Annotated in this window: 22 protein-coding genes; 14 read left to right on the forward strand and 8 right to left on the reverse strand. The window is 64.4% G+C overall.

The window, feature by feature from the left end:
* Positions 1–468 precede the first annotated feature (468 nt).
* Positions 469–1,401: an MBL fold metallo-hydrolase gene (locus VXM69_RS38285; RefSeq protein ID WP_367190803.1), complete on the forward strand. Its 933-nt coding sequence runs from the start codon at positions 469–471 to the stop codon at positions 1,399–1,401.
* A gap of 137 nt (positions 1,402–1,538) precedes the next feature.
* On the opposite strand, the gene VXM69_RS38290 is transcribed toward VXM69_RS38285, so the two are convergent.
* Together VXM69_RS38290 and VXM69_RS38295 are read right to left on the reverse strand one after the other, a co-directional pair.
* Entirely contained in the window at positions 1,539–1,787 is a 249-nt protein-coding gene (locus tag VXM69_RS38290) for a hypothetical protein (RefSeq protein WP_367190535.1), read from the reverse strand.
* Between the two features lie 198 nt (positions 1,788–1,985).
* Complete coding sequence (locus tag VXM69_RS38295) at positions 1,986–2,846, reverse strand: MaoC family dehydratase N-terminal domain-containing protein (protein ID WP_069245778.1); 861 nt, start codon at positions 2,844–2,846, stop codon at positions 1,986–1,988.
* Positions 2,847–3,191: 345 nt separating this feature from the next.
* Here VXM69_RS38295 and VXM69_RS38300 point away from each other — a divergent pair, with 345 nt between their 5' ends.
* The 7 genes from VXM69_RS38300 to VXM69_RS38330 all read left to right on the forward strand — a co-directional run bounded on the left by VXM69_RS38300 (position 3,192) and on the right by VXM69_RS38330 (position 9,797).
* Positions 3,192–3,671 (forward strand): MarR family transcriptional regulator, encoded by a 480-nt coding sequence (locus VXM69_RS38300; RefSeq protein WP_124610109.1) that lies wholly within the window; start codon positions 3,192–3,194, stop codon positions 3,669–3,671.
* Positions 3,668–5,785, forward strand: a complete 2,118-nt coding sequence (locus VXM69_RS38305) for an FUSC family protein (RefSeq protein WP_367190536.1) — start codon at positions 3,668–3,670, stop codon at positions 5,783–5,785. The genes VXM69_RS38300 and VXM69_RS38305 overlap by 4 nt, the downstream gene beginning before the upstream one ends.
* A 34-nt stretch (positions 5,786–5,819) precedes the next feature.
* Positions 5,820–6,032, forward strand: a complete 213-nt coding sequence (locus tag VXM69_RS38310) for a DUF1656 domain-containing protein (protein ID WP_034191733.1) — start codon at positions 5,820–5,822, stop codon at positions 6,030–6,032.
* A 1-nt stretch (position 6,033) separates the two neighbouring features.
* Positions 6,034–7,026 carry an efflux RND transporter periplasmic adaptor subunit gene (locus VXM69_RS38315; RefSeq protein WP_367190537.1) on the forward strand — a complete coding sequence of 331 codons (993 nt, stop codon included), beginning with the start codon at positions 6,034–6,036 and terminating at the stop codon, positions 7,024–7,026.
* On the forward strand, positions 7,023–8,531 hold the full coding sequence (locus VXM69_RS38320) for an efflux transporter outer membrane subunit (RefSeq protein ID WP_367190538.1): 1,509 nt from the start codon (positions 7,023–7,025) through the stop codon (positions 8,529–8,531). Before VXM69_RS38315 ends, VXM69_RS38320 begins: the two co-directional genes overlap by 4 nt.
* A gap of 180 nt (positions 8,532–8,711) precedes the next feature.
* A complete protein-coding gene (locus VXM69_RS38325) occupies positions 8,712–9,137 on the forward strand; it encodes a molybdopterin-binding protein (RefSeq protein WP_034191730.1) in 426 nt (141 codons plus the stop codon).
* Between the two features lie 75 nt (positions 9,138–9,212).
* On the forward strand, positions 9,213–9,797 hold the full coding sequence (locus VXM69_RS38330) for a nitrogen fixation protein NifQ (protein WP_034191729.1): 585 nt from the start codon (positions 9,213–9,215) through the stop codon (positions 9,795–9,797).
* A 115-nt stretch (positions 9,798–9,912) separates the two neighbouring features.
* On the opposite strand, the gene VXM69_RS38335 is transcribed toward VXM69_RS38330, so the two are convergent.
* Together VXM69_RS38335 and VXM69_RS38340 are read right to left on the reverse strand one after the other, a co-directional pair.
* Positions 9,913–10,974: a DMT family transporter gene (locus VXM69_RS38335; protein WP_034191728.1), complete on the reverse strand. Its 1,062-nt coding sequence runs from the start codon at positions 10,972–10,974 to the stop codon at positions 9,913–9,915.
* Between the two features lie 459 nt (positions 10,975–11,433).
* Complete coding sequence (locus tag VXM69_RS38340; protein ID WP_367190804.1) at positions 11,434–12,114, reverse strand: ProQ/FinO family protein; 681 nt, start codon at positions 12,112–12,114, stop codon at positions 11,434–11,436.
* Positions 12,115–12,739: 625 nt separating this feature from the next.
* On the opposite strand from VXM69_RS38340, the gene VXM69_RS38345 reads away from it, so the two are divergent.
* On the forward strand, positions 12,740–13,324 hold the full coding sequence (locus tag VXM69_RS38345) for a DUF2889 domain-containing protein (RefSeq protein WP_034191726.1): 585 nt from the start codon (positions 12,740–12,742) through the stop codon (positions 13,322–13,324).
* A 68-nt stretch (positions 13,325–13,392) separates the two neighbouring features.
* Here VXM69_RS38345 and VXM69_RS38350 read toward each other — a convergent pair whose 3' ends face one another.
* On the reverse strand, positions 13,393–13,884 hold the full coding sequence (locus VXM69_RS38350; RefSeq protein WP_034191725.1) for a flavodoxin family protein: 492 nt from the start codon (positions 13,882–13,884) through the stop codon (positions 13,393–13,395).
* 67 nt (positions 13,885–13,951) lie between these two features.
* The gene (locus VXM69_RS38355; RefSeq protein WP_069704944.1) at positions 13,952–14,605 is read right to left on the reverse strand and encodes a TetR/AcrR family transcriptional regulator; all 654 of its coding nucleotides are present in this window, start codon (positions 14,603–14,605) and stop codon (positions 13,952–13,954) included.
* 83 nt (positions 14,606–14,688) lie between these two features.
* Between VXM69_RS38355 and VXM69_RS38360 the strand changes: the two genes are divergently transcribed.
* The 4 genes from VXM69_RS38360 to VXM69_RS38375 all read left to right on the forward strand — a co-directional run bounded on the left by VXM69_RS38360 (position 14,689) and on the right by VXM69_RS38375 (position 20,496).
* Positions 14,689–15,813: an MBL fold metallo-hydrolase gene (locus VXM69_RS38360; RefSeq protein ID WP_059561920.1), complete on the forward strand. Its 1,125-nt coding sequence runs from the start codon at positions 14,689–14,691 to the stop codon at positions 15,811–15,813.
* Between the two features lie 125 nt (positions 15,814–15,938).
* Positions 15,939–16,955, forward strand: coding sequence for an AraC family transcriptional regulator (locus tag VXM69_RS38365; protein WP_034191740.1), 1,017 nt, complete (start codon positions 15,939–15,941; stop codon positions 16,953–16,955).
* Between the two features lie 1,821 nt (positions 16,956–18,776).
* Positions 18,777–19,472 (forward strand): ParA family protein, encoded by a 696-nt coding sequence (locus tag VXM69_RS38370; RefSeq protein ID WP_031398033.1) that lies wholly within the window; start codon positions 18,777–18,779, stop codon positions 19,470–19,472.
* The gene (locus VXM69_RS38375) at positions 19,465–20,496 is read left to right on the forward strand and encodes a ParB/RepB/Spo0J family partition protein (RefSeq protein ID WP_034191721.1); all 1,032 of its coding nucleotides are present in this window, start codon (positions 19,465–19,467) and stop codon (positions 20,494–20,496) included. Before VXM69_RS38370 ends, VXM69_RS38375 begins: the two co-directional genes overlap by 8 nt.
* A 100-nt stretch (positions 20,497–20,596) precedes the next feature.
* On the opposite strand, the gene VXM69_RS38380 is transcribed toward VXM69_RS38375, so the two are convergent.
* Positions 20,597–21,913, reverse strand: a complete 1,317-nt coding sequence (locus VXM69_RS38380) for a replication initiation protein (RefSeq protein WP_034191720.1) — start codon at positions 21,911–21,913, stop codon at positions 20,597–20,599.
* Positions 21,914–24,259: 2,346 nt separating this feature from the next.
* Here VXM69_RS38380 and VXM69_RS38385 point away from each other — a divergent pair.
* Positions 24,260–24,574, forward strand: a complete 315-nt coding sequence (locus tag VXM69_RS38385; protein WP_124610123.1) for a DUF4148 domain-containing protein — start codon at positions 24,260–24,262, stop codon at positions 24,572–24,574.
* Between the two features lie 152 nt (positions 24,575–24,726).
* Here VXM69_RS38385 and gcvA read toward each other — a convergent pair whose 3' ends face one another.
* Positions 24,727–25,632, reverse strand: coding sequence for a transcriptional regulator GcvA (gene gcvA / locus VXM69_RS38390; RefSeq protein WP_034191719.1), 906 nt, complete (start codon positions 25,630–25,632; stop codon positions 24,727–24,729).
* Positions 25,633–25,750 lie beyond the last annotated feature (118 nt).

Consider the following 25,750-nt stretch of genomic DNA (forward strand, 5'->3'; position numbering starts at 1 on the left):
CGTCCGATCACATCGGGCATTGCAAATTGGCGGGATGACTTGCCCGGCGTGCGACGTGTCGACGCCGCTGTTCGGCGGTACCGCCCCGATCGCCAACGACCGGTTGATCGGCGAGACCGGCAACGCGCTGATTCCCGCGTATCACATGCTGGCCGCTGCGCAACCGGGCTGATCCGCGCGCCGGCGGCGCCCGGCTGTCCATCAACGGCATCCATTGCATCGCCCGCCGTCCGGCGACGGACAGCGGGCGACGCAGGTCGGGCGGCTGAAGCCGCGGCGGGATTGTTGTCGCCCGGACAACACGATGTGCACACGTGCGGCGCTGTTGGCGTGTATCGGCCGTCACTACAATCGCTGACACGCTCGACCGGAATCCGGGCGAACCGAAGCGCGCGACCTTCACGATCGCGCTCGCGAACCGCGTCGTGCCGCGCGGCTCAATCCACTCGACGAACAGGACTACTGAACATGAACGCACCACTCCGCAACGTCCAGCCGGTTATCGACCTCCTGGGAAAAGAAGGTTCGGGCGAACTCGTTCCCTCCCGCTACGCCGTGCGCATCGGCGATGTCGATGTCGTGCTGATCAGCGACGGCGTGCTGCCGCTGCCGACTTCCACCATGTCCACCAACGTGAGCGAGGCGGAGCGCAACGCCTGGTTCGACGGGCGTTTCCTGCAACGCGACCGATTCGACTGGGCGCTCAACATCGCGCTCGTGCGCAGCGCCGATCGTCTGATCCTGATCGATTCGGGCGTGGGTGACGGCTTCGAATACTTTACGCGCGCCGGGCGATCGGTGATGCGTCTGGAATCGGCCGGTATCGACCTGGCCGCGATCACCGACATCGTGATAACGCACATGCACATGGATCACGTCGGCGGGCTGAACACCGACGGCGTCAAGGCCCGGCTGCGCCCCGACGTACGCATTCACGTATCGGCCGCCGAAATGGCGTTCTGGAAGAATCCGGACTTCAGCAAGACGGTGATGCCGGAAACCGTACCGCCCGCACTGCGCAAGGCGGCGGCCAGGTTCGTGACGCTCTACGGCAAAAACATCGTGACGTTCGATCGGACCGTGGAAGTCGCAACCGGCGTGACGGCGCGCGTGACGGGCGGACATACGCCCGGGCACTGCGTGGTCGACGTCGCGTCGAACGGGGAAAAGCTGACGTTCGCGGGCGACGCGATCTTCGAAGTCAACTTCGATCATCCCGACTGGCAAAACGGCTTCGAGCACGATCCCGAAGCGGCTGTCGACGTGCGCATCGCATTGTTCAACGAAGCCGCCGACACCGGTGCGCTGCTGGCCGCCGCACATGTCGCGTTCCCTTCCATCGGCCATGTTGCGAGGGACGGCAGCGGCTTCCGCTTCGTTCCCGTCGTGTGGGACTACTGATCGAGGATCGGCGGCCGGTGCGTGCTGCGGCAACGCATCGGCGGTCCTCCCGAACGGCACCACCATAAAAAAGCGCCGCCGCATTTCATGCGGCGGCATCACGTCACGCGCCAAAGCGCATCACGACCGCCCGAACCTCACGCGAGCGCCGACATGTTCCGCTCCGCGACCTCGTCCGCCGCCTCCTTCACGATACCGACGCTCTCGTCGGCTTCCGCACGCGTCACGAGCCGCTTGTCTCTCGACTCGATGCCGGGCACCGCGCCGATCGCGTCGCGCCAGCCCGCCGATACCCCGGTCTTTCCCGTCTCGATGTCTCCGTCGTGGCATCCGCCTCGTCGCTCGGCAAGACACCCTGAAAATATTGTCCCGGTGGAATCGCGCACGTCAGCAGGGCGCTGCGGGTCGAGTCGATGCGGGCAGTCAGGCCACCGGCGCGCACGGCATGTGCCGTGTCTTCGAGGTCCCCAGCACATCGGCCGGAATCGCGTCGGTACGCAGTTGCGGCGGGACCGTCGCGACCGGGAACCGCGTTCGTCGTGGGTTGTGGAAACGAAATCGGGTCGCGCCGTTCGCGCGGCGCGTCAAGCCAGCGTCGCCGTCGCCTGCATCGTCAGCCAGCCATCGCGATCCTTCGCCCACAGCTCGATCGTACTGCCGTCGTCCGACGGCTTGCCACACAGCGTGAACGGCTCCCCGTCGAAGGTCGGGCGCACCGCGCGAAACGCAAAGCTCGCGAGCACCGCGTCCGGCCGTTCGCGATGCACGAGATCGACGAGCAGCGTCGCGATCAGCGGGCCGTGCACGACGAGCCCCGGATAGCCTTCTTCCTGCGTCACGTAGCTGCGGTCGTAGTGGATACGGTGACCATTGAAGGTCAGCGCCGAATAGCGGAACAGCATCACGGCGTCGGCCGTGACGGTGCGCGCCCACGTTTCACCCGTGGGCGCCGCGACCGGCTTCTGCGCCGGCGCGCCCGGCTGCTGCGCGTCTCGATAGACGATGTCGTGCTCTTCCTCGATACACGGCACCCCATCGGATTCGATGCGGTGCTGCACCGTCACGAACACGAGCCGCCCGCTGCGGCCCGTCTTGTCCTCGATGTTCGCGATCGTCGATTCGCGCGTCGCGCGCCGCCCCGCGCGCAGCGGCGCGTGAAACGTCAGCCGGCCGCCGGCCCACATGCGGCGCGGCAGCGGCACGGGCGGCAGGAAGCCGCCGCGCTTCGGGTGGCCGTCGGGGCCGACTTCGGCCAGCGGCGCGATGGGCAGGAAATAGAGCCAGTGCCACATCGGCGGGACGACGTCGCCGGGCGACGGGCGGTCGAGCGTGGCGGCCAGCGCGTTGAGCGGGAACGCGGTGATGTCGTCGCCAAGCGTTTCGGTCTTGCCGAGCCACGCGTCGAGTGACGCGGGTGCGGCGGGCTGCGAGGATGAGTTCGACACTGATGGAGTCTCCGGTGCGTTGGCAAGGGCCCAAATATGCGCGCCGCACGGCGTTTCGCGAAGTCGGCATTCCCGAACCCGGGCTTCGAATTTGCTCGCCCCCTGCGGCCCTGCCGGTCCTGCCGGTCCTGCGCGACGATTTTCGTCTGACCATTCGATACATTCGACAATATAGCCGCCTCGCGCGCCGCGTGCGATTCCTGGCGCGGACCTTACAGCTTGACCACCGCCGGCACGCTGCCTAAATTGGTTCTGACGGACCGGCCGCGCGACGAGCGACATGTCATCCGGGTGACAAGAAAACGATAGTTTGCTATCGAATGTTTTTACCCTATCATCTCGGCCATGACCAATCTGCACGACCTCCGCCTCGCCGTCAGCAGCCTGCTCGTGCTGTCCGCGCGCAAGTGGCGCCGCACCAGTGACGGTGTGCTGAACACGTACAACGTGTCCGAGGCCTGCGCGACGCCGCTCCTGATCGCCGGCCGGCTCGGCGAAGGTGTACGGCAGGGCACGCTCGCCGAACACGTCGGGATCGAAGGGCCGTCGCTCGTGCGCCTGCTCGACCAGCTGTGCGCGGCCGGCCTTGCGCGCCGCGACGAGGATCCGCACGATCGTCGCGCGAAAACGATCTCGCTGACGGCCGCCGGCCGCGCCGTCACCGCGAGGATGGAAGAAGACCTGCGCACGCTGCGCGCTCAGGTGCTCAAGGGCGTGACGCGCACCGATCTCGAAACGACGCTGCGCGTGCTCGAAGCGTTCAACGCGTCCGAGTCGCACCCGCCCGCCTCGCGTATCTCCCCCGCCGACGACACCGCGTCATGACCTATCCGAGCCTCCGCGACTGGCTGTTCTCGGGCAAGACGTTCGCCGCGTCGATGCTGGCGCTGTACCTCGGCCTGTATTTCCAGCTGCCGCGCCCGTACTGGGCGATGGCGAGCGTCTACATCGTGTCGAACCCGTTCGTCGGCGCGACGCGCTCGAAGGCGCTGTACCGCGCGCTCGGCACCGCGCTCGGCGCAGCCGCCGCGATCTTCTTCGTGCCGCCATTCGTCGAGACGCCGCTCCTGTTCAGCATCATCGTCGCGACCTGGTGCGGCACGCTGCTCTACCTCGCGATCTCCGACCGCACCGCGCGCAGCTACGTGTTCATGCTCGCCGGCTATACGATGCCGCTGATCGCGCTGCCGACCGTGACCGACCCGTCCACCGTGTTCGACGTCGCGATCGCGCGAACCGAGGAAATCGTGCTCGGCATCGTCTGCGCGAGCGTGGTCGGCAGCACCGTGTTTCCGAACCGGCTCGCGCCGACGCTGATCGAACGCACCGACGCGTGGTTCAAGGACGCCGCGTTCTACGGTCGCGAGACGCTGTCCGGGCAAATCGCCGGCAAGGCGTTGTCGGCATGCCGCCAACGGCTCGCCGCGACGATCACCGGCCTCGAATTCCTGCTGAGCCAGCTGAGTTACGACCATGCGCACCCGCGCATCCTTGCCCGCGCGCAGGCGCTCGCGGGCCGCATGCAGTTGTTCCTGCCGCTGATGTCGTCGCTCGCCGATCCCTTGATCGCGCTGATGCGCGACCTGCACGTGCGCCCGCCCGCTCTCGATGCGCTGCTGGCCGATGCCGCGAAATGGTTCGACGCACCGCTGCCGTCCGTGAAGGCCGACGGCGACATGGCCCACGACGCGGTCGCGGACAACCTGCGCGAGCGCATCGCCGCGCTGCAGCCCGCCGACAGCGCCCTGGCGAGCTGGGAGGGCGCACTGCTGTCGAACGCGCTGTGGCGGCTGCGCCAGGTCGTCGACATCTGGCAGGACTGCCGTTCGCTGCGTGCGCTGATCGCGAACGAATCGGGTGTGTGGCAGCCGCGCTACCGGCACTGGCGGCTCGGCGGCACCGAACGCTTCTTCGATCGCGGGATGATGCTGTTCTCGACGCTGACCGTCGTGTTCGCGATCGTGTTCGCGTGCTGGCTGTGGATCTCGTCCGGCTGGCACGACGGTGCGGCGGCCGTCACGCTCGTGGCCGTGTCGTGCAGCTTCTTCGCCGCGCTCGACGAGCCGGCGCCGCTGTTGTTCAAGTTCTTCCTGTCGACCGCCGCGAGCGTCGTGTTCGCGGGCCTGTACCTGTTCGTCGTGCTGCCGCACGTGCACGATTTCGCGATGCTCGTGCTGATGTTCGCGGGCCCGTTCATCCTGATCGGCACGCTGCTGCCGCGCCCGCAGTTCAACATGGTGACGATGCTCGTCGCCGTGAACACGGCGACCTTCATCAGCATCCAGAGCGCGTACGAAGCGGATTTCTTCGTGTTCCTGAACAGCAACCTCGCGGGTGTCGCCGGGCTGCTGTTCGCGTACGTGTGGACGCGGGCGACGCGGCCGTTCGGCGCGGAGCTCGCGGTGCGGCGCCTGTTGCGCTCGGGCTGGGAAGACGTCGCGCGCTCCGCGTCGACGCAGCCGCTCGACGACCAGCGCAACCACGCATCGCGGATGCTCGACCGCGTCACGCAGCTGCTGCCGCGCCTGGGCGCATCCGACGATCACCGCCACCCGTCGATCGAGAGCTTCCGCGACCTGCGCATCGCACTGAACGCGCTCGACCTGCGCCGCTCGCGCCGTCGCCTGTCGGGCGACGTACCCGACGCGATCGATCGCGTCCTCGCCGGCGTCACCGATCACTACGCGCGCTGCGCGGCCGCGAACGCGCGCCAGCCGGCACCGCCCGCGCTGCTCGCGACGATCGACGACGCACTGCACCGCGTGGGCGGCCGCGGCCTGCCGGGTGCCGCGCCGGCCGAGGGCGGTACCGCGCCTGCCGCCCCTGCCACGCACCGCCGGCTGCGCGACACGCTGCACGCGCTCGTCGGGCTGCGTCTGTCGCTGTATCCGGCCGCTGCCGGCCAGGCGCCTCGGGCCTCGGACGGAGCACGCGCATGATCCGGCTTTCCAACCCGTCCTTCCGACCGCGACCATGATCGGCGAAATCGACATCTTCGGCGTATTCGTGCCGGCCCCGCTCGTGCTGATGCTGATCGCCTACCTGATCAACATCGTCGTGCGCGCCGTGCTCGAGCGCGTCGGCTTCTACCGCCTCGTCTGGCACCGTTCGATCTTCGACCTCGGCATCTACGTGTTCGTGCTTGCCGCCGTCGTCATCGCTTCCCACCATCTCGTGGCTTCCTAACGTGAAAAAAACCTGGCTCTCGGCAGGGCAAATCCTGCTCACCCTGATCGTCGTCGTCGTGGCCGGCCTCGTGCTGTGGCGGATCATCAACTACTACATGTTCTCGCCGTGGACACGCGACGGGCACGTGCGCGCCGACGTGATCCAGGTCGCGCCGGACGTGGCGGGCCTCATCACGTCGGTGCAGGTCGCCGACAACCAGGAGGTCAAGCACGGCCAGGTGCTGTTCGTGATCGACCAGGCGCGCTACACGCTCGCGGAACGGCTCGCCGAAGCGACGCTCGCGCAGCGCCGCGCGACACTGGCCCAGGCGAAGCGCGAATACGCGCGCAACCTGCAGCTCGGCAACCTGGTCGCGAGCGAGCAGGTCGAGGAAAGCCGCACGCGCGTCGAACAAGGCGAAGCCAGCGTCGCCGACGCACAGGTATCGCTCGACACCGCGAAGCTGAACCTGCAGCGCACGACGATCGTGAGTCCCGTGGACGGCTACCTGAACGACCGCGCGCCGCGTGTCGGCGAATACGTGCCGGCCGGCCGCGCGGTCCTGTCGGTCGTGGACCGCCATTCGTTCCGTGTCGACGGCTACTTCGAGGAAACCAAGCTGCGCGGCATCCATATCGGCCAGCCGGTCGACATCATCGTGATGGGCGAGCCGCATGCGCTGCGCGGCCACGTGCAGAGCATCGTCGCCGCGATCGAGGATCGCGACCGCACGCAGGGCGCGAACCTGCTGCCGAACGTGAACCCGGCGTTCAGCTGGGTGCGGCTCGCACAGCGCGTGCCGGTGCGCGTCGTACTCGACGAAGTGCCCGACGATTTCCGGATGATCGCCGGCCGTACCGCGACCGTGTCGATGCGCGACGCCGACACGCGCCGAAACGACAACACAAAACCGGCTGCCGGTGCCGGCTCGGCCACGGCACCGGTCACCGCGGCGTCCGGGGCGTCCGGGGCGTCCGGGGCCGCCGCCAGCGCGGCGGGAGCATCGCAATGAACCGGCACGGTCTGCGCGTCGCGGCCGCACTCGCGCCGCTTACGCTCGCACTCGGCGCATGCAAATCCGTCGGCCCCGATTACACGCTGCCGCAGCAGGCGTACGTGAATGCGCCGCTCGCGAACCATGCGCTCGACGACGCGAACGGAACGCTCGTGTCGCGCGACGCGGTGCCCGGCAACTGGTGGCAGCTGTACGACGACCCCGTGCTCGACGCACTGGTGCGCGATGCGCTGAAGTCGAACACCGACCTGCGCGTCGCCGCGGCCAACCTCGCGCGGTCGCGCGCGGCGCTGGAAGTCGCGAGCCAGCAGGGCGGGTTCTCGGGCGGCGCCGAAGCCGCGGTGCAGCGCGCGCAGGAATCGGCCGAGCAATACCTGCTCGAGAACAAGCTGCCGGTTGTCAACGAAGGCGCGGTCGGCATCAACGTGTCGTACGAGCTCGACCTGTTCGGCAAGCTGCGGCGCGGCGTCGAAGCCGCACGCGCGGACAGCGAGGCCGTCAAGGCGGCCGGCGACCTGGCGCGCATCACCGTCGTCGCCGACGTCGTGCGCGCGTACGTCGAATCGTGCTCGGCCGGCGACGAGCTGGCGATCGCGAGGCAGTCGCTCGCGCTGCAGAAGCAGCGCGTCGCGCTGTCGCAGCGGCTGCGCGATGCCGGGCGCGGCAACCAAACCGACGTGACGCGCGGCGTGACGCAGGTGCGCACGCTCGCGGCCGACATCCCGCGCTTCGAAGGGCGCCGCAAGGTCGCGCAATACCAGCTCGCCGCACTGCTCGCGCGCGCGCCGGCCGACCTGCCGAAGGCCGTCGTCGAATGCGAACGGCTGCCGAAGCTGCGTCAGCCGATTCCGATCGGCGACGGTGCCGCGCTGCTGCGCCGCCGCCCCGACGTACGCGAAGCCGAGCGGCAGCTCGCCGCCGCGACCGCGCGGATCGGCGTCGCGACCGCGGCGCTGTATCCGTCGATCAGCATCGGTGCGTCGGCCGGCTCGGTCGGCGTCGCCGCCGACCTGTTCTCGTCCACCACGAATCGCTGGTCGTTCGGCCCGCTGATCAGCTGGTCGTTCCCCGTCAACGGCCAGCGCGCCCGCGTGCGCGAAGCCGAGGCGTCGACGGGCGGCGCGCTCGCGCATTTCGACGGCGTCGTGCTGAACGCGCTGCGCGAAACACAGTCGAGCCTCGCAACCTATGCGGCCGACGTGCAACGCACGGACGCCTTGCGCACCGCGTACGAATCGGCCCGCAATTCCGCCGACGAAACCCATCGTCTCTATGCGGCCGGCCGCGAGTCGTTCCTCTCCGATCTCGACGCGACGCGCACGCTGACGAGCGTGAAGGCGCAGGTTGCGGCGGCCGAAGGCCAGGTCGCGGCCGATCAGGTGCGGCTCTTCCTCGCGCTGGGCGGCGGGTGGGACGGCGACGGTACGGCGGCCGCGCGCGGCAGCGCCGCCGCCGCCGCGCGAGCCGCCGCAACGATCAAGGACGGCGAGTCGCCACGGTAGCGTCATCGCCTTCAATACATCACACCGGTGCGGCAAAACGCACAGCGGTGGCGGGTTTTACTGATTCGCGCCATAGCATCCGGATGGCGACGCGTCCCTGCGTTGACGGTAGACTGGGCGATGCATTTCCATTCATCCGCGGCTGCCGATCCGGCAGCCGCCTTCATTCGGAGAGTCATCATGCGAACCAGTGCCCGCAACCATTTCGCCGGCCAGGTCGGCGCCGTCAAGCCCGGTGCCGTCAACGACGAAATCACGCTGCACACGCAGGACGGCCTCGACATCGTCGCCGTGATCACCCACGGCAGCGCGGCTTCGCTGGGCCTCGCGGCGGGCACGAAGGCGTTCGCGCTCGTCAAGGCATCGTCGGTCATCGTGATGGTCGACGTCGACAGCAGCAAGGTATCGGCGCGTAACTGCGTCGCGGGCACCGTCGCGACGGTCACGAAGGGCGCGGTCAATTCGGAAGTCGTGATCAAGGCCGCGGGTGGCGCCGAAATCGTCGCGATCGTCACCAATGACAGCGTCGATCGCCTCGGCCTCGCGAGCGGCTCGGCCGCATCCGCGATCTTCAAGGCATCGAGCGTGATCGTCGGCGTCGAGTGAGCGCGTGACGGTCGCGACGGAGAACCGCCCAGTGCCGCGCGTTCGCGCGGCCCGGCTGCCATCCGGCGGCATGCGATGACAGCCGCGCTCGATCCCGCGCGGGAAAGCGCGCTGCACGCGCTCCGATCGGCGGCCGCGCATGCCGACACGCCCGACGCACGGCTGTTCGGCGTGCTCATCGCGGCTCGCGCGTGCCGTAACGAACTCTCGCTGCTGGGGCTGTCCCCCGACCAGTTCGCCGGCTTGCTCGCCCGGCAGTTTCCGCATCTGGCGCCCGTCGCTGCACTGATGCCAATGGTCACGTTGGCAGTGTTACCAGCCAACCATTCTGCGTTCGTCGCGACGCTGCGCTCGCGGCTGATGGACGACGCGAATCCCGACGTCGCCCGCGACGATGCCGACTGCCTCGCGTCGATCATCGCGCATGCGTGCCTGCGCCCCGACCATCTCTGGCGCGATCTCGGGCTCGACGGGCGCGATGCGGTATCCGCGATGCTCGATCGTTATTTCCCCGCGCTGGCCGCGCGCAACGTCACCCACCTGCGCTGGAAGAAATTCCTCGCACTGGAAGTGGCGGCCTCGCTCGGCGCGCCGCCGGGCCCCGCACCGGGGTGCCCGGGCTGCGAAGATTTCGGTTTCTGCTTTCCTCACGCGCGATAGCCATCGCGTCGACCAGCCTGTCCACTTGCGTCATCGACGTCATGGACCAGTGCGCGACACGCATCCCATAAACGGTCACCTGGCGGCGCATGTTGTCCGCCGTCCATGACCGCGGTCAATGTCGATGCCGGTGATGAATGTCCGGAAAGTGCGCGTGACTGTGCGTGATCGGCAAATGCACGTGCGAATGCGAGTGCGGCTCGTTGCCGTCGTACGCAAAATCGTGCGTGTGCTGGTGATGTTCGTCGTGCCGGTGCCGGTGCGCATGCTCGAGCCGCTCGTGCTCGTGCATGTGCTCATGCCGCTCGCGCACGTGCAGCCAGATACCGAATGCCATCAATGCGGCGGCGACCCAGAACGTTGCCGGCGGCAGCGCAGGCCAGATCAGCAGCGACAGCACGACGCCGAACAGCGGCGCGATCGAGAAATACGCACCGGTCCGCGCGCTGCCGAGATGGCGCAGCGCGACGACGAACAACACCAGGCTGATCCCGTAGCCGCCGAGCCCCGTCAGCATCGCAGCAGCCGTGACCGGTACGGCAGGCAGCGGCGCGCCGGTCGCCAGCGCAATGCCGATGTTCACGGGCCCCGCGATCAGCCCCTTGACGCACGCGATGACCATCGCGTCGTTCGCGGCGACCTTGCGGGTCAGGTTGTTGTCGATCGCCCAGCACAGGCAGGCGCCGACGATCAGCAACGCACCGACCGGCACGCCGGCCCGACCCGGCACCCACGACAGCAGCGTGCCGCCGGCGACGATCGCGACCATGCCGAGAAACACCTGCGTATCCACGTTCTCGCGAAACACGACCCATGCGATGACGGCCGTCAGTACGCCTTCGAGATTGAGCAGCAGCGCACTGGTCGCCGCCGGCGTGCTCGACAGCCCGAGCATCAGCAACGCCGGGCCGGCCACACCGCCCGCCACGATCGCACCGGCCAGCCACGGCAGGTCGGCGCGCTGCAGCGGCGCGGCATCCGCGGCCGGTGCGCGGCGGTTGTGCAGCCTGCGCAGCAGGATCCCGATGCCGAGCCCGACCCCGCTGCCAAGATAGAACAGGCCGGCGACCATGAACGGCGACATCGCGCCGATCAGCGCCTTGGCGAGCGGTGTTGCCGCGCCGAACAGCGCGGCGGCCGTGAGCGCGACCAGAATCGCGGAATGTCTCGGGTTCATGATCCGGTTTGAATGGACGTTGAAAATCGGTGGACGCGACTCCGGATCGCTTGGGCGCGGGTTTCCCGCACCTTTCGAAATGCAAGCTGCGTCGTGCAATCAGGAGCCTGTCGGGATTATCGCGCGTCGCCCTGTCGCGATGCGCCCGACCAGATCGCTCACGTCCCGGCCGGCGATTCCGATATTGCTATTTCAGGAAACCGAATTATCAAGCGACGACGCCGATAAATTAAGGTATGCAAATCGTTTTCCTGGAAATGGAAAAGCATGCAGTCCCGATTGACGAGCGTGCCTCGTCCGGTTGCATTGCCTGGTTGACGCGGGATAGGTAGGTGCTGGCCGGCAAGCGCCGGGGGAGGCAGTCCTGACCTGCCTCCGTCGAGGCAGGTCAGTCCGTCGTGTCATGCGCCGCGTGCGACATGCATGCGGGTACGCGCCGTGCGGCGGACGGCGGTGGCGTTACTCGTTGCCGGCCACTTGCTGCTCGACCTGCGGCGTGGCGTCGGTCTGAACTTCTGCTGCATCCGCCGCCTGCGGTGCGGCCGCGGCCTCGGCCTGCTGCTCGGCCTTCGGCGGCTGCTGTGCGCCCTTGGCCGCTTGCGCGGCGCCCTTGCCGGGACGGCGCGACTTCAGCCGGCGCGCCCGTGCCGCGTCGTCATGCGTGACGCGCCCTGCTTCGTTACCCTGCAGGTCGACGCGCACCGCGTCTTCGACGAGGCACGACCAGTAACGGTTGCCGCGGCACCACGCCGACATGGCTTCGCGCAGTTCGGCCTCGGTGAGGCCGACGGCCTGTGCCTCGCGCGCCAGGTCGTCCCAGATGCCGACCTTGAGCGGCACTTTGGGGGCCGGATTCTTCGGGAACGCGCTCGGAAACTTCCGCTGCAGTTTGCCGATCGCGACGATGACCGGATCGACCGGTGCCGACGGCTTGGCCGAAGCGGGCTTCGCGCGATGCGGTGCCTTCGCACCGGCCCCGGCCTTGGCGCCAGCGCCCGGTTTGGCACCGCGAGACGGCCGGTCGCCTGACTTCGGCTTTGCGCCGGTGTCCGCCGGTGCTGCCGGCCGCTTCGCGTTGCGCTCCTGCTTGGCCTTCGCTGCGAGCTGCGCCCGCAATTCGGCAAGTTGTTCAAAACCCATAAATTCAATCCACCAGGAATATAAGGTGTGGTTCGTGCGGCCATGCCGCGCGGCTCGAAAGCTCGCCGCCGTGCGGGCGGCCCGTCTGCCGCCGATGCGGGACACTATGGGGCCGCATCGCGCACGCCACGCTGTTTTCAGGCACCCGGCCACGATGCCGGACAAGGCAGGGGTGGAAGTATACCGGTACGCGCGGTGGCCGGTTGACTCGCCGGTCTGCATTTGCCCGCCCCCGGAGGCCGGAAAGGCGTCCGCGCGGTCATGTTGCGCATTATATGGATACGCTCCCGGATGTCACGCCATTCGAGGACGTCGCGGAAATCGGGCCGAAGCCCGGCCCGGCTTCGGCAGCGGCCCGCCTCTCCCGTGCGGCATTCCGCGTGACGCGCGTCCTGTCAACGTCACGCGACAGGCCGTCCGACAGCCCGCGGCCGCACCGGACGCCCCCTCGATTCGTTGCGTTCGCATCGATCTCGTCGTGTACGAAGATGCCGGAAAATGCGTAGTATGGCCGGATCGACGTCGTCGGCAGCGCATCTCGGTCCGTTTCGCTGCACGCCCGATCAACCGGCGATGTTCTCCTTTGCCTGCGAAAAGAACCGGTTGTACGAAACGGAGCGGATACATGGTTCCCCGACACGACATCGCGCACGACGGCATCACGCGCGAGGAAATCCACCATCGGCACATCGACATGCGCGGCTATCGGCGCAGCGACGGCCTGTTCGAAGTGACGGCCTGCCTCGCGGACCGCAAGACCAGCGATTTCACGCCACCGGGCGGTACGCGAACGGTCGCGGCGCTGTCGCCGATCCACGACCTCGGCGTGACGCTCGTCTTCGACGCCGACATGGTCGTTCGCGCGGTATCCACGTTCATTCGCTCGCATCCCTATGCGCAGTGTCCGGGCGGCGGCGACTCGCTGCAGGCGCTCGTCGGCCTGAGCATCGGCGCCGGCTGGAACAGCGAGGTTCGCAAGCGCCTGCCGTCCTGCGACACGTGCACGCACTTGAAGGAATTGCTCGGCCCGATCGCCACCACCGCCTATCAGACGATGGTCGGCATGCGGCGCTCGTCGCTGGACTACCGCGACAGCGAAGGAAAGCCGCTCAAGATCGACAGCTGCCACGCGTACAGCGCCTCGCGCGATCTCGTGAAACGTCTTTGGCCCGAATACCATCGGCCTTCGTCAACGGCAAAAGACGGCTAGGGTTTCGGTATTCGACCGGTTGTACGTCCGCACGACCCGCGCCGCAAATCGCCACAACCACAACGCCGTCAAAAGACGCCCAGTGCGAGTCCCGCGGCAAGACCCGCACCCAGTTCCGCGCAGCGTGCGAGATCGTCGCCGTCGATCGTCTTCGCCGCGAGGATGCGCTCCGTTGTCTGCGCGTGGGTACAGACGATCAGCCCGGGCGCCACGTTCTTCAGCCGCCATCCGGTCGCGATCCGGTCGATCTGGCGCAACGCGTTCTGTCCGTCGCTTCCCGCGCAGATCATTGCCGCATACGGACGGCCGTTAACGCGATCGAGCGCCGCGTAGTAGCAGCGGTCGAAGAAGTCCTTCATCAGCCCGGACATCGCCGCGAGATTCTCCGGCGTCGCGAACAGGTATGCGTCGGCGGCCAGCACGTCATCCGCGCTCGTCGCATCCGCGCGCTGCAGCCTGACGTCGATGCCGGGTTGCTCGCGCGCCGCGCCGGCAGCCGCTTCGGCCATCTGTTGCGTGCCCCCGGTCATCGTGTGATAGACGATCAACAGCGTCTTCATGGGTAGTTGCTCGCGTTCGGCTTCAGGTGCGCCGGCTTCGCTGTGCGCAGGGCATCCCGACGCACGGTCAGTCCGGTGTGGCGCGCACGGCATCGCCGTCATCCGGCCGCGCGTAGTACGCGAGAAACATGTCGGCCGCGGACTCCGCGACTTTCCGTTGCTCCTGCGCCGTGAGCGGCGGCTGACCCATCGTGATCTGCGGCCAGAACGCAAATGCCTTCACGACGCCATGCAACTGGTGCGCGGCGAATACCGGATCGGTGACCGACAGGCGGCCGGCCGCCGCGGCCGCACGCACCCAGACCGTCACGTCTTCCTCGCGCTCGCCGAGACGCTCGACCATGTCGCGCGCGCGATCCGGCGAATGGATCGCCGCGCCGATCGCCACGCGCGCGAGCGCGAGAAACGCTTCATCGTTCAGCAAGCGCAACTTGCGGTCCAGCAACGCGAGCAGTTGCTCGCGCAGCGGCACGTCGGCGCGATAGGTCGGCGAGCCGCCGGTCTGCGTCGCTTCCCACAGCTTGTGCAGGATCGCCGCGAACAGCGTTTCCTTGCCCGGGAAGTGGTTGTAGACCGTGCGCTTCGAGACGTCCGCGCGCGCAGCGATACGATCCATGCTGGTCGCGTCGTAGCCTGCCGCGAGAAATTCCTCGATCGCCGCATCGACGATGGCCGCGCGCTTTCGATCGGTCAGGCGCAAGGGGGGAGTGCTGGTTTCCATACGAAAATTTTACACCGGGCAGTTTACTTATCCAAAAAATAAACTACACTGTTTAGTGTACTTTATTCTCCGGACGCCCCGACATGGCATCGCCTCTCGTTCTGATTCACCGTATTCTGGGTTTCGCCGCCGCCCGGCGCGGCCGCGCGCTGTCCGGCGGGTCACCGCAGCACAACGGCGAGCGTTTCACCAATGTCGCGCCGCGTCCTGTCGAAGGATTCAGCAAGACACTCGGGATCGCGTGGAACATGCTGGTCAACAAGCCGCGCAACACCGTACCCACCGGCCCCGTGCCCGTCGATACGCTGACTCGCGCGACGCTCGATGCCGCCCCCGATCGCAGCCTGTACCGGCTCGGCCATTCGACGCTGCTGCTCAAGCTGCGCGGCGAATTCTGGCTGACCGATCCCGTATTCGCCGAGCGTGCGTCGCCGTTCCGACGCATCGGCCCCAAGCGCTTTCATGCCCCGCCGATCGCGCTTGACGATCTCCCGCCGCTGCGCGGTGTGATCCTCTCGCATGATCACTACGATCACCTCGACCGCGATACGGTGCTGGCGCTTGCCGCAACCACCGATGTGTTCGTGACCACGCTGGGCGTCGGCGACCGCCTGATCGAATGGGGCATCGACGCAAGGAAAGTTCGTCAGCTCGACTGGTGGCAGAGTGTCGACGTGGCCGGCCTGACGCTGACGGCGACACCCGCGCAGCACTTTTCCGGGCGCAGCCTGTTCGACGGCAACAGCACGCTGTGGGCGTCGTGGGTCATCGTCGACGACGACCTGCGCATGTTCTTCAGCGGCGACACCGGCTACTTCGACGGGTTCCGGACGATCGGCGAGCGCCTCGGACCGTTCGACGTGACGCTGATCGAAACAGGCGCCTATGATGCGCAATGGCCGTACGTGCACATGCAGCCGGAAGAAACCGTGCAGGCGCATATCGATTTGCGCGGACGCTGGCTGGTCCCGATCCATAACGGCACGTTCGATCTTGCAATGCATCGCTGGCAGGAACCGTTCGAGCGGGTCACGGCGCTGGCGCTCGTGCGTGGCATCGAGTTGTCGACGCCCAGGATCGGTGAGCGCCTCGATCTCGACGCACCGCATCGCGGCGAGCGGTGGTGGCGCACGGTCGACGAGCATGCGACGGCGCCGGCAACGAAATCGCGCCGCTGGCAACTTTGCGCGTCGCAGGCGACGAAGTAGCCGCTCCACCGATCGTTGCGCTTTCCGGCAATGCGGCCATGCCGCGATTCCGGATGGCGCATGCGTTGCCGGAGCATCTGCATATCGGCGGCCTGCCCGCCCCCGATTACCTGAATAGAGAAGTCATGCATCCGGCACCCGTCCAATATACCCCCGGCCAACGAGACGACGACGTCGCCGTCGCTGCATTCGACGGCGCAGATCAACGACCAGCCGGCCGCAGCCCCATGTGCGCTCTGCGGCAAACGCTAGCGGCACGTGTCGCGAAGTGGACCGAAGGCGCCGACCACGTCACCACGCCCATTCCGAACCTGAGCTTCCACCGCCGGGAAGCGCCGACTCAGCCGATGGACTGCATGGTCGAGCCGAGCTTCGGTCTTGTCGTTCAGGGCACGAAGCGGGTCATTCAGAGCGGCGACGCCTACATCTACGACGCCAACCGCTTTCTGATCACGTCGCTCGATTTGCCTGGTTCGACCCAGGTCATCGAGGCCAGCCACGAGAAGCCGTTTCTCGGGATCGGTCTCAAGCTCGATTTCCGTGTCCTGACGGAATTGATGATGCAGGTCGCACCAGATCGCGACGAAGCCCCCGTGGGCCGCGGCCTCGTCGTCGGCGACATGACCGAATCGCTGTACGATGCACTGAACCGTTTGCTGGCGTTACTGGACGACCCGAACGCCATTCCCGTTCTCGCCCCGTATGTCGAGCGGGAAATCTACTATCGCCTGCTGACGAGCGACCAGGGCGTTCGTCTGCGTCAGATCGCGTCTGCCGGCAGCCAGGGCAATCGCGTGTCACGTGCGATCCGGTGGTTGCGTGCCCACTATGACGAGTCGCTACGAGTCGACGATCTCGCAGCGCAAGTCCAGATGAGCAGTTCGACGTTCCATCACCACTTCCGCCAGCTCACGGGCATGAGTCCGCTGCAGTACCAGAAATGGATTCGGCTCAACGAGGCACGTCGGCTGATGCTGTCCGAGCGTCTCGACGCCGCATCGGCATCGTTCAGGGTCGGGTATGCGAGCCCGACCCAGTTCAATCGGGAATACAGCCGGTTGTTCGGCAATTCACCACGGCGAGATATCGATAACCTGCGGGGCGGGATGGATGTCGTTCTGTCGATCGCAGCAAGTTATTGATCACGGGCAATGATGGGGAGAGATGCGGGTGCTCCGTTTTGGCCGAATCCGCAGAACACCAGTATCGGCTTCACCCGTATTTGATCGAGCCGGTTGAATCGGGGGAGCGCGACAGAATGCGCACGTCGTGCCCACTCAGGATTAAATTGCTCAACATCTGTCCGCGGAACTCCCTTGGCTGTCTTGCGCGTGACAACGATCACGCCCGCGGGAGCGCGCATCCTGCACCCATAGCCGGACCCGTGGCGGACTCGCGGTCACTCACCCCTTCCTGAAGGTACCTGGGCTTCCCCTCCCAACAACCGCGGTGCCTGTTTCAGCATTCTGGTCCTTGGGCGCATATGCCCATCTATCGACTTCTCTCGAGGCGCCACGCATCACCAAATCGTGCGACTGACATGACGCGTTGTCACGTGACAACTCGCGTTGAATATCAGCACTGCGCGTCGGGCCAGAGTGTCGACATGATCTCAAGCTGACCACGACTAGCAACGAATCCGCCGCCCGCAGGCCTGGGTCACTCAAAAGCATTTCATTAACCACAAATTACGTATCAAAAGATACATTTTGTGTCAATCATCTGCGTATCGATGGCAACGGCAGACGGAAATGCCATACGCCCCCATTTCCACGAGCCATTTCGCTCATTTTGCGTGAAACAACATGAAGAATGTGGCGCAAGCCATTGCCAGAAAAGGATTTCCAAGAATACCCCGTTTCTCGAAAATGTTTCACGACACGATCCGCCTGCGTTGTCACGCGCCGTTTGGCTCGTGAATTCTCACCTATTCAGCCGGTTTCTCGGTGTCGCGGTCGCAGATGCGCGCCGGGATGCATTGACGGCAACACCGGCGTTCGACGAGACCACACCCCTCCCCTTCCGACTGGCGGACGAAACGAAACCACGTAGAGCCCCCAAATAAATGGGGACACATCAATGACATTCGATACACCTGCAACGGATCCATTATTCCAGGCAGTCCCAAGGACTCATGCAAGGGCAAGTGCACGCTCGAGCAGGGAGTCAGCAGCGGTTCGTTCAGAGCGATAAGCCGCTCTCCATAACTCGCCATCCTCAGGCGCTTGCTCACGGTGATACCCGAGCGGCTTCTCTCGATCAATCCATCAAGCGGCCAAGTCAGGAGTTTTGGTTGTCACGTGACAACTCACCAGCGTACCGTGCAGCGAGCCACATCGAGAGGTTAACCACCGCCTGTGAAAATCCGCCTTGGTAGACAACGCCTAAGTATCCCGATGCTGTTCGCTTCACTGCTCCAGGAAGATGCCGCGAAGGCACTCCAGGCGCATCTCAACAACTCGTTTGTCACGTGACAACTCGCCTCATCAGATAATCGAGCAAGGTCAAGAGCCGAATATCGGATACAGAAATGGAATAGTCGAGGGTCGACACCAGGGCCTGGTCAGAAACCTCCTGGCGATGTACCGCGATGCCCGGGACCGATTTCCAGCGACTTGTCACGTGACAACTGGATGCTTCTTCGATGTCCAAGATCCTAACCAATCGAAATCGCTACGAGTAAAGCGAGAGATGGAGATCTGTCGCGGCAGCCGGTTTTCACGCTGCGTCTTATCGTCGACATGAAGCCGAGCAAATCTTTTCCTGGCTCTAGTGGTCGCATCGGTGACGCGATCGAAAGTTATATTTTTACTAGAACATTTTTGTTGATAATAAATAGACCATTTGGCCTACTTGTCACGTGACAACCACATAGACCGTCAAGATATGCATTGCATCGAATGCTTTTCTGGACATTTTGCCAATAACTACATATATTATGCAAAACTCCTTGGAGGAATTTAATGGCTTTCAAGATCGCCGTCAGTAATCAAAAAGGTGGGACTGGGAAGACAACCATCTCCGTCAACATCGCGGCCGCGTTCGAGGCCGGCGGCAACAAAGTCGCGTTGATCGATGCCGACCCTCAAGGCACATCTGTCCGCTGGGTCACGAGTGGCGAGAACACCCTGCCGATGACGGTCCTTTCGCTGGCGCCCGCCGGCCGCGGCATTGGTGGCGAGATCAAGAAGCAGGATGCGAACTTCGACGTGATCGTCGTCGACTGTCCCGGCAACCTCGAAGATCCGCGCATCGCATCCGTCCTTGAAGTCGCCGACTTTTGCCTGGTGCCGCTGTCGCCGTCGCCGGCCGACCTGTACAGCACCGTCGCGATGATCCGTATGATCGAATCGATGCGCGCCGTTCGAAACCCTAATCTTTCTTCCGCATTAATGCTGAATAGCGTCAATGGAAAAACTAAAATGCGTGAAGAAATTTTAAAAATTCTAAGGGCTGAAGAAATAGGGGAGCATCTGCTCGACAGCCAGATCGCGCAACGCGAGGTCTATCGTCAGACATTCGCGCTCGGCACCACGATCCACCACCACAATCGATACCTGAAGGGCCTGAAAGAGGCCCGCGCGGAAATCGAAAAGCTGGTCACGGAAATGGCCCAATACATCGCGTCGACGCGCGCTACCGGAGCTGCCCATGGCTAAGGACACTTCGAAAGACAAGAAACCCACCGGCAACCTGCACCTCGCTGCCGGCCTGTTGCGCGGACTCGCGCAGGAAAATGCGGCCCTCGAAACGCGGCTGCCCGAACCCGCGGCCGTTGCAAATGTTGCCGCCGAGGCGACGCCTGCTGGCACGCCCCCCGCAGTCACGCCCGCCGGGACGCCAGATCTTGGCGCACCTCAGAAGGTGCTGGTCAAGGACTGCATCCCGAATCCGTTCAACCCGCGCGTGTTCTACTCGGAGTCGAGCCTGCACGAACTCGCGCTGACGTTGAAACGGGAAGGGCAGATCGAGCCGATCAAGGTCACGCGGCTTCCCGAGTTTCCCGGTAAGCTCGTCGTGATCGACGGGCAACGCCGGCTGCGGGCGACGAGCATCAACGGCGACGAGACCATCAACGCCACGTTCCGCACGGACCACACGCCCGAGCAGCTCTATACGATCGCGTATCGCGCGAACCACGACCACGAACGCCAGACGATCTTCGACGACGCGGTTGCGTGGAAGCGCCTCCTCGACGAAAAGGTCTTTTCCGACCAGAACACGCTGGCGGAAAAGATCGGCAAGGACAAGGCATCGATCAGCAAGACGCTGTCGCTCAACGCACTGCCCAACACGCTGCTGGAGCGGATGGCCGGCGCGAACGACGTGGTCGGCCTGCAGGCGGCGTACTTTCTGAAGCTGATTTTCGAACGCCTGGGCGAACCGACGGCCGACCGGCTGCTGACGGCCGTGATCGACCGGAAAAAATCGGTCCGCGATCTCGAGAATTTCCTGCGTGCGCAGAGCGACGGCAACAAGAAAACGGGCCGCACGCGCTACAGCGTCCGTCACGACTTCGCGCTCGAATCGCGCGCGATCGGCCAGTTGAAGACCTACCCGGACGGCCGTCTCGATCTGCAGCTCAAGGGCGTCGACGCGTCCCATCAGGAGGCGCTTGCCGACCAGCTCAAGATCGTCATCGATGCTTACGTCGCCGAGCTGGCGACGGCCGCGCAAAAGTAACTAACGCGCCCAAAGCAGAAGGCCTCGCATCCGCGTTGCACCGCGAAGCCGGACGACCGCAAAGTCCGGCGCGCGATGCAGCTCGGCTGCGAGGCCTGGATCAGTTGCCTGCGAGACTGCTTTTGAGCAGGAATTCCAGCAGGTCGTCCGAGGTCGGTTCGCCCCAGGTATCCAGTGCCAGCCATCGGAAGAAGCTGGTCTGCGCGAGCTTGCTCGCCTTCTTCTTCGGCGACAGCGTCAGGTCCTTCGAGCCCACTACCGTCTCGTTGTAGCGTTCGAGCAGCTTGGTCTGGTCATCGATCTCCAGTTCGCGGAAATACGCGCCGGCTTCCTCGACCTTCGCCGCCAGATACTTGTCGCGAATCTGCTCCTGCTTGCTCTGCGCGGATTCCTTCGCCGGTGCGACCGCCTCGGTTCCCTGCCCGTCTGCCAGCGTATAGCCGTGCGTCAGCGCCTTGCGGAAATACGCGGCCACGTTGTCGACCGGCGCCGCATTCTTCTTCGTTGTCCGATTGAGCGTATAGGCGATCGCCGCCTTGATGCGCTGCACGCCGTATTGCGTGATCAGCCGGCGCGCTTCCGAACGCGGAATGCCGAACTTGGCGACTTCCTCGACCAGCGCTTCGTTCTTGACGTCGCCGTCTTCCACCGTATCGGCGCTCTGCTTGCGCGTCACCTTGAACTGCACGGCTTCCACGCTGCGGCCGGACTTGTGTTCGATCAGCTCGAGCGTGTGATCCGATACTTCGTTCACCTCCTGAATGCACGGCACCAGGACCTTGCTCTTGAACAGCTTGTATTCCTTGTACGACTGCGACGCCTTGTCCTGGCCGAGAATGAGGTCGCGGAATTTCGGCAGCGGGATCTTTGCGGTGATGCCGATCCCTTCGTAGCGCACCGTGTTTTCCCACAGGGCGAGCGAGTGCGACCGCCGGAATTCGCGAGCGATCCGCATATCGATCAGCGCGTAGATTTCGGGGTTCAGCAGTTCGCTGCGAATCTGGTCCGAGAAACTGTACTTCAGCACCGATTGCTCGAGCTCCGCGCCGGCGAGCAGGCCCGACGCTTTCCAGACCGTCGAACGGTCCGCGGCCAGGTAGTCCCAGTTGACGACGGTACTGATCAGCGAGTTGACCGTGTCCTTCACGTACTTCGTGTTGTTGCTGTTCAGCCCGCTCTCGTGCGAAAGCGACGCGATCGAGATCGAGAAGCTGGTCCGGCCAGGCTCGAACGCCTCCTGCCGAAGTGCGTTCTTGATCAGCGAGCTGAACATCTTGCGCTGCTGCAGCCCGATCTTTCCGGACTTGGGCGCGATATGGATCGCCTGGACCGCCTTGCGCAGCAAGTCGGGAGGCTCGGGTGTCTGAAACAGTGAAACCTGTTTGTCTGAGCCTTTGCTTGCGGGCTTGCGCGGCATCGTGATGTCCGGATAAGGTGACCTTGTTGATAGCAGACTTTATACCTTTTCTCGTCCGGGAGCAACGTCATTGCTCCAGTATCACTTTCACTATCACGTCTAACTATCAGATAAAAAAGGGGAAATTTCGATTATTTGGTTTGCAAGGAGCCCCATATCCATCTACCTTTGGAAAAAAATGCTTCCCAAAAGCCGCTACCTTTCGTGTCCGGACACCGAAACCCGGCACGAGATTTGCCCCCACGAAGGTAACCATCCATGGGAGACAATCGACCGCAATCGAGATCGTCGGCGGAATTCGTGGTGCCCTGCAGCACAGCACGTTTTTCCTCCCATAACTTGCTACCTTCATCGATTCCCACAGGAGGGTACCTTTCAGCGTCATCGATTTCATTGTTTTCGATCCCGCCCGCGGAAATCGCTCCCATAAATGGCAACCTGCCATTTCCCCCATAGCAGGTAACCTTTATGCTCCAACGATCCAGTCCATGGGAAAGGTTTCCGGAACACCACGGTGAATTTCAGCCAATCGACCCGAGCAGGTTCCCATAAAAAGGTACCTTCGAGATACCCCATAACTGGCTACCCAAAGAAAATCGCTGTGTCTTGAGGGACTCATGGATCGAGAAAAACGCCCCATAAAAGGCTACCCTCAAGCATCCCCATAGACGACTACCCAGCGCGATTTACGACCGATTTCCCATAACCGGGTACGCTCGCCCCATATCCACAACCCCCAATCCCCACAACTCGGTACCCCATTCCCCAAATCCACAGACCTGAAACCCCAGACCCTTCCACCTGTGCTCCCATAAATGGGTACCGAACACCGCTCAAACCCATGAGGCACAAGGCTGTGAGCCGTCTAAAAGTAGTTAAAGAAGTAAACGTGGTTTACAAAGATGTAAACACACGTGTGCTCCCACAGAAAGACGAACCCCATAAACCGCTACCTACGGTAGCCGTCTGTGGTACGGAAAACGCGCGGAACGACTGATCCAGCAGTGCAGAACCTGAGATTGGGATCCTGTCCTGCGAGGGTTTCAGGCCCGACAAGGCTTTCCGGAGAGGTGAGTGCCTACTCACAAACGCCGAAACGTAGAAACCTATGGGAGGAAACCACGAGGAAATCCCCCGATTCGGCGTACAGGTTCCCGTTTATGGGATCGACGAATCCACTTCCTGATTACCCGCGCACTTGCGTTTGGCCGACAGAGCAGGTCCGTGGCCACCGCGGTGGCCGTCTTCGGAATCGCCGGCAGCAGTTCGAAATCATCGTGGATTGCGGGCGAGTGGATTTTTGTCCTCGTGATCCCGCGTCCGTGGACAACTTTTTACCGGTCGCCAGCCGGCATGTTTCGAACAAATTCAGCCTGTGGACTGTGCGCAGAGGCAATCGTCCCGGACTGCGTGTCCACGCGGCGGCCTCCCGATTTTCTACCTTTGGACCAACCGAGCCGTCGCACTGTGGCTCTGGCAAGCCGCCAAAAGCCGCACGACCGACCGCGAGCGATCGTCATGGCGAACACCTTCCGCACAGGTCGCCGGCTCCAGGACCGATCCGAAGATCGTTCCGAGCCGACGTGAAGATCCGGTCTATGACGAAGCTCACCGTCGCCAAATCGCGAGTGGCTCCCGGAAAGGCTCACCTTTCGGTACCGCACTGGGTTCGGCAAACCGTGTCGATCGCGATACCGCTCAACGGGCGGGCCACCTGAGCGATCAAATAAAAAGTCTGTGGCAAAGCTCGAGGTGTGATGTACCCGTAAGCACAGTCACTTGCGCTTTCTCGACGCATGCGTGAAGTGACGCCGATCGACGTCTTCACCACACAGTGTTCGGCTTTTCGTCATACGTACCCGTCAATGACGACCTTCACCTCGACAGGTCACCCAAGCCACAGGTGACTGCCAACATCACGGCGCGGCGACTCGACGCGATCGTCCTGATCGCCGGAGGAACCGAATCGTGACCGTTTATGGGAGGAACCGTCGCTCGAGCCGCGTCGAATGGCAACGTGACGCACAGATCGACTGCTGCTGCGGGGATCATGGATGAGCATGTCGACATCACCACCTGTGAAACAGCGGCCTATCGTGCGTGCCCAATCCGTCGCCGTTCCCGAACCGGGCGATAAGCGTCGCGGTCTCTAGCACATGACGCCTGTGCGGAGCCCCATCTTCTCCCATACATGTATCCCGATTCCGTCATCACGTTCACGCCACATTTTTCGCGACACGGTTATGATGCACAGGTCCTGATCGCGACATGACAACCGATCAGGACAGGGGCGGTATCTCGATGGTTGTTCAATCCGTGATAGTCATCAAAAAAGAGAGTTCAGCGATGCAAATCCAGATCAGAAAACTCGCGCTGGCTGCTACCGCAGCCGCTTTCCTGTTCGGCTCGGCAGCTCCCGCGTTTGCACAGACCGACGCCGCCAGCGCGCCTGCCGCACAGGATGCGAAGGCAGCGAAGAGCGAAGCACGCAAGGCGGCCAGGGCCAAACGCAAGGCCGAGCGCAAGGCTGCTCGTGCGAAGAACACCGCCGAGCTGAAGAAACTCGAAGATGCCGGTTACAAGCCGGCGGCCAATGATCCGAACTATCCGCAGAACCTGCAGAACGCGGAGAAGAAAGCCGGCGCTGCAGCAAGCCAGTAAGCGTCGTCCGACGGCAAGGCGTGGTGTGAGCCGCGCCTTGCCGTGTGCATCACGATCACGCGGTGCACGCCTGAAATCACGTTCCGTGCATTTCCGTTTTTTGATTCGGAATCCTGCCTTTCTCGTTACGCACGACCGACTCCTCGACGCGGTCAGTGCCGTCCGTCTCGCGCGGTCGCGTTCCCCGTCGTTTTCAGCCAGTCCTTGAATGCACGCACGGCATCGTCGTTTGCCCGCGCGGATGCGACGTACGTGAAGTAGCGCCACGGCGGCAGCGCCGGTTCGCTGAACGGCTGCACGAGCCGCCCTTCGGCGATATCGTCGGCGACGAGCGCGATCGGCCCCATGGCGACGCCCAGCCCGTCGAGCGCGCCTTGCAGCGTCAGGTAGAAATGCTCGAGCGTGAGCGAGTGCCGCGGTGCAAGATTCGGATGCCCGGCCGCCGCGAGCCACTCGGGCCACATGCCGGGATAGGTGGCCGCGTGCAGCAGCGTGAAGCCCGCGAGATCGGCCGGCGTGTCCAGCGGCCGTCCCTCCAGCAGCTTCGGCGCACACACCGGCAGCCGAACTTCCGACAGGAATTCCTCGGCAACGTAACCGTCGATGGCTTGCGGGCCGCCGCGAACGATCAGGTCGACCTTGTCGCGCAATTTCTCGATCGGCTCGTTCGACGTCGACAACCGCACCTCGATGGCCGGATGGGCGACCTGGAACGATGACAGCTTCGGCACGAGCCAGCGTAGCGAAAACGTCGCGGGCGCGCTGACGCGCAGCACGCGCTGCTGCGCGTGACCGAAGTGCTGCGCGGTGGCGAGCGCGATCCGGTCGAACGATGCGCCGACCTCGGCGAGATACGCACGGCCGGCGTCGGTCAGCTCGACGCGCCGGTTGTGGCGTTCGAACAGCGGCCGCCCGAGCCACGCCTCCAGTTGCTGCACGTGCCGGCTGATCGCGCCGTGCGTCACGCACAGCTCGTCGGCGGCCAGCGTGAAACTGCCGAGCCGCGCGGCGGCTTCGAACGCGCGCAGCGAATTCAACGGGGGAAGTCGTCGGGCCATTGCTTCGTTTCGCGTGATTTTTACTCACACGAAGGTTCAGGTTTAATCGTTTGATCGGGCGATCCAGCTCCGCCAATATGGCACACAAACGGCCGGCACGGCCGAACGAGTGTCTGAA

Source organism: Burkholderia sp. Ed8 (assembly GCF_040761425.1).
In the GTDB taxonomy this organism is placed as follows: Bacteria; Pseudomonadota; Gammaproteobacteria; order Burkholderiales; family Burkholderiaceae; genus Burkholderia; species Burkholderia seminalis.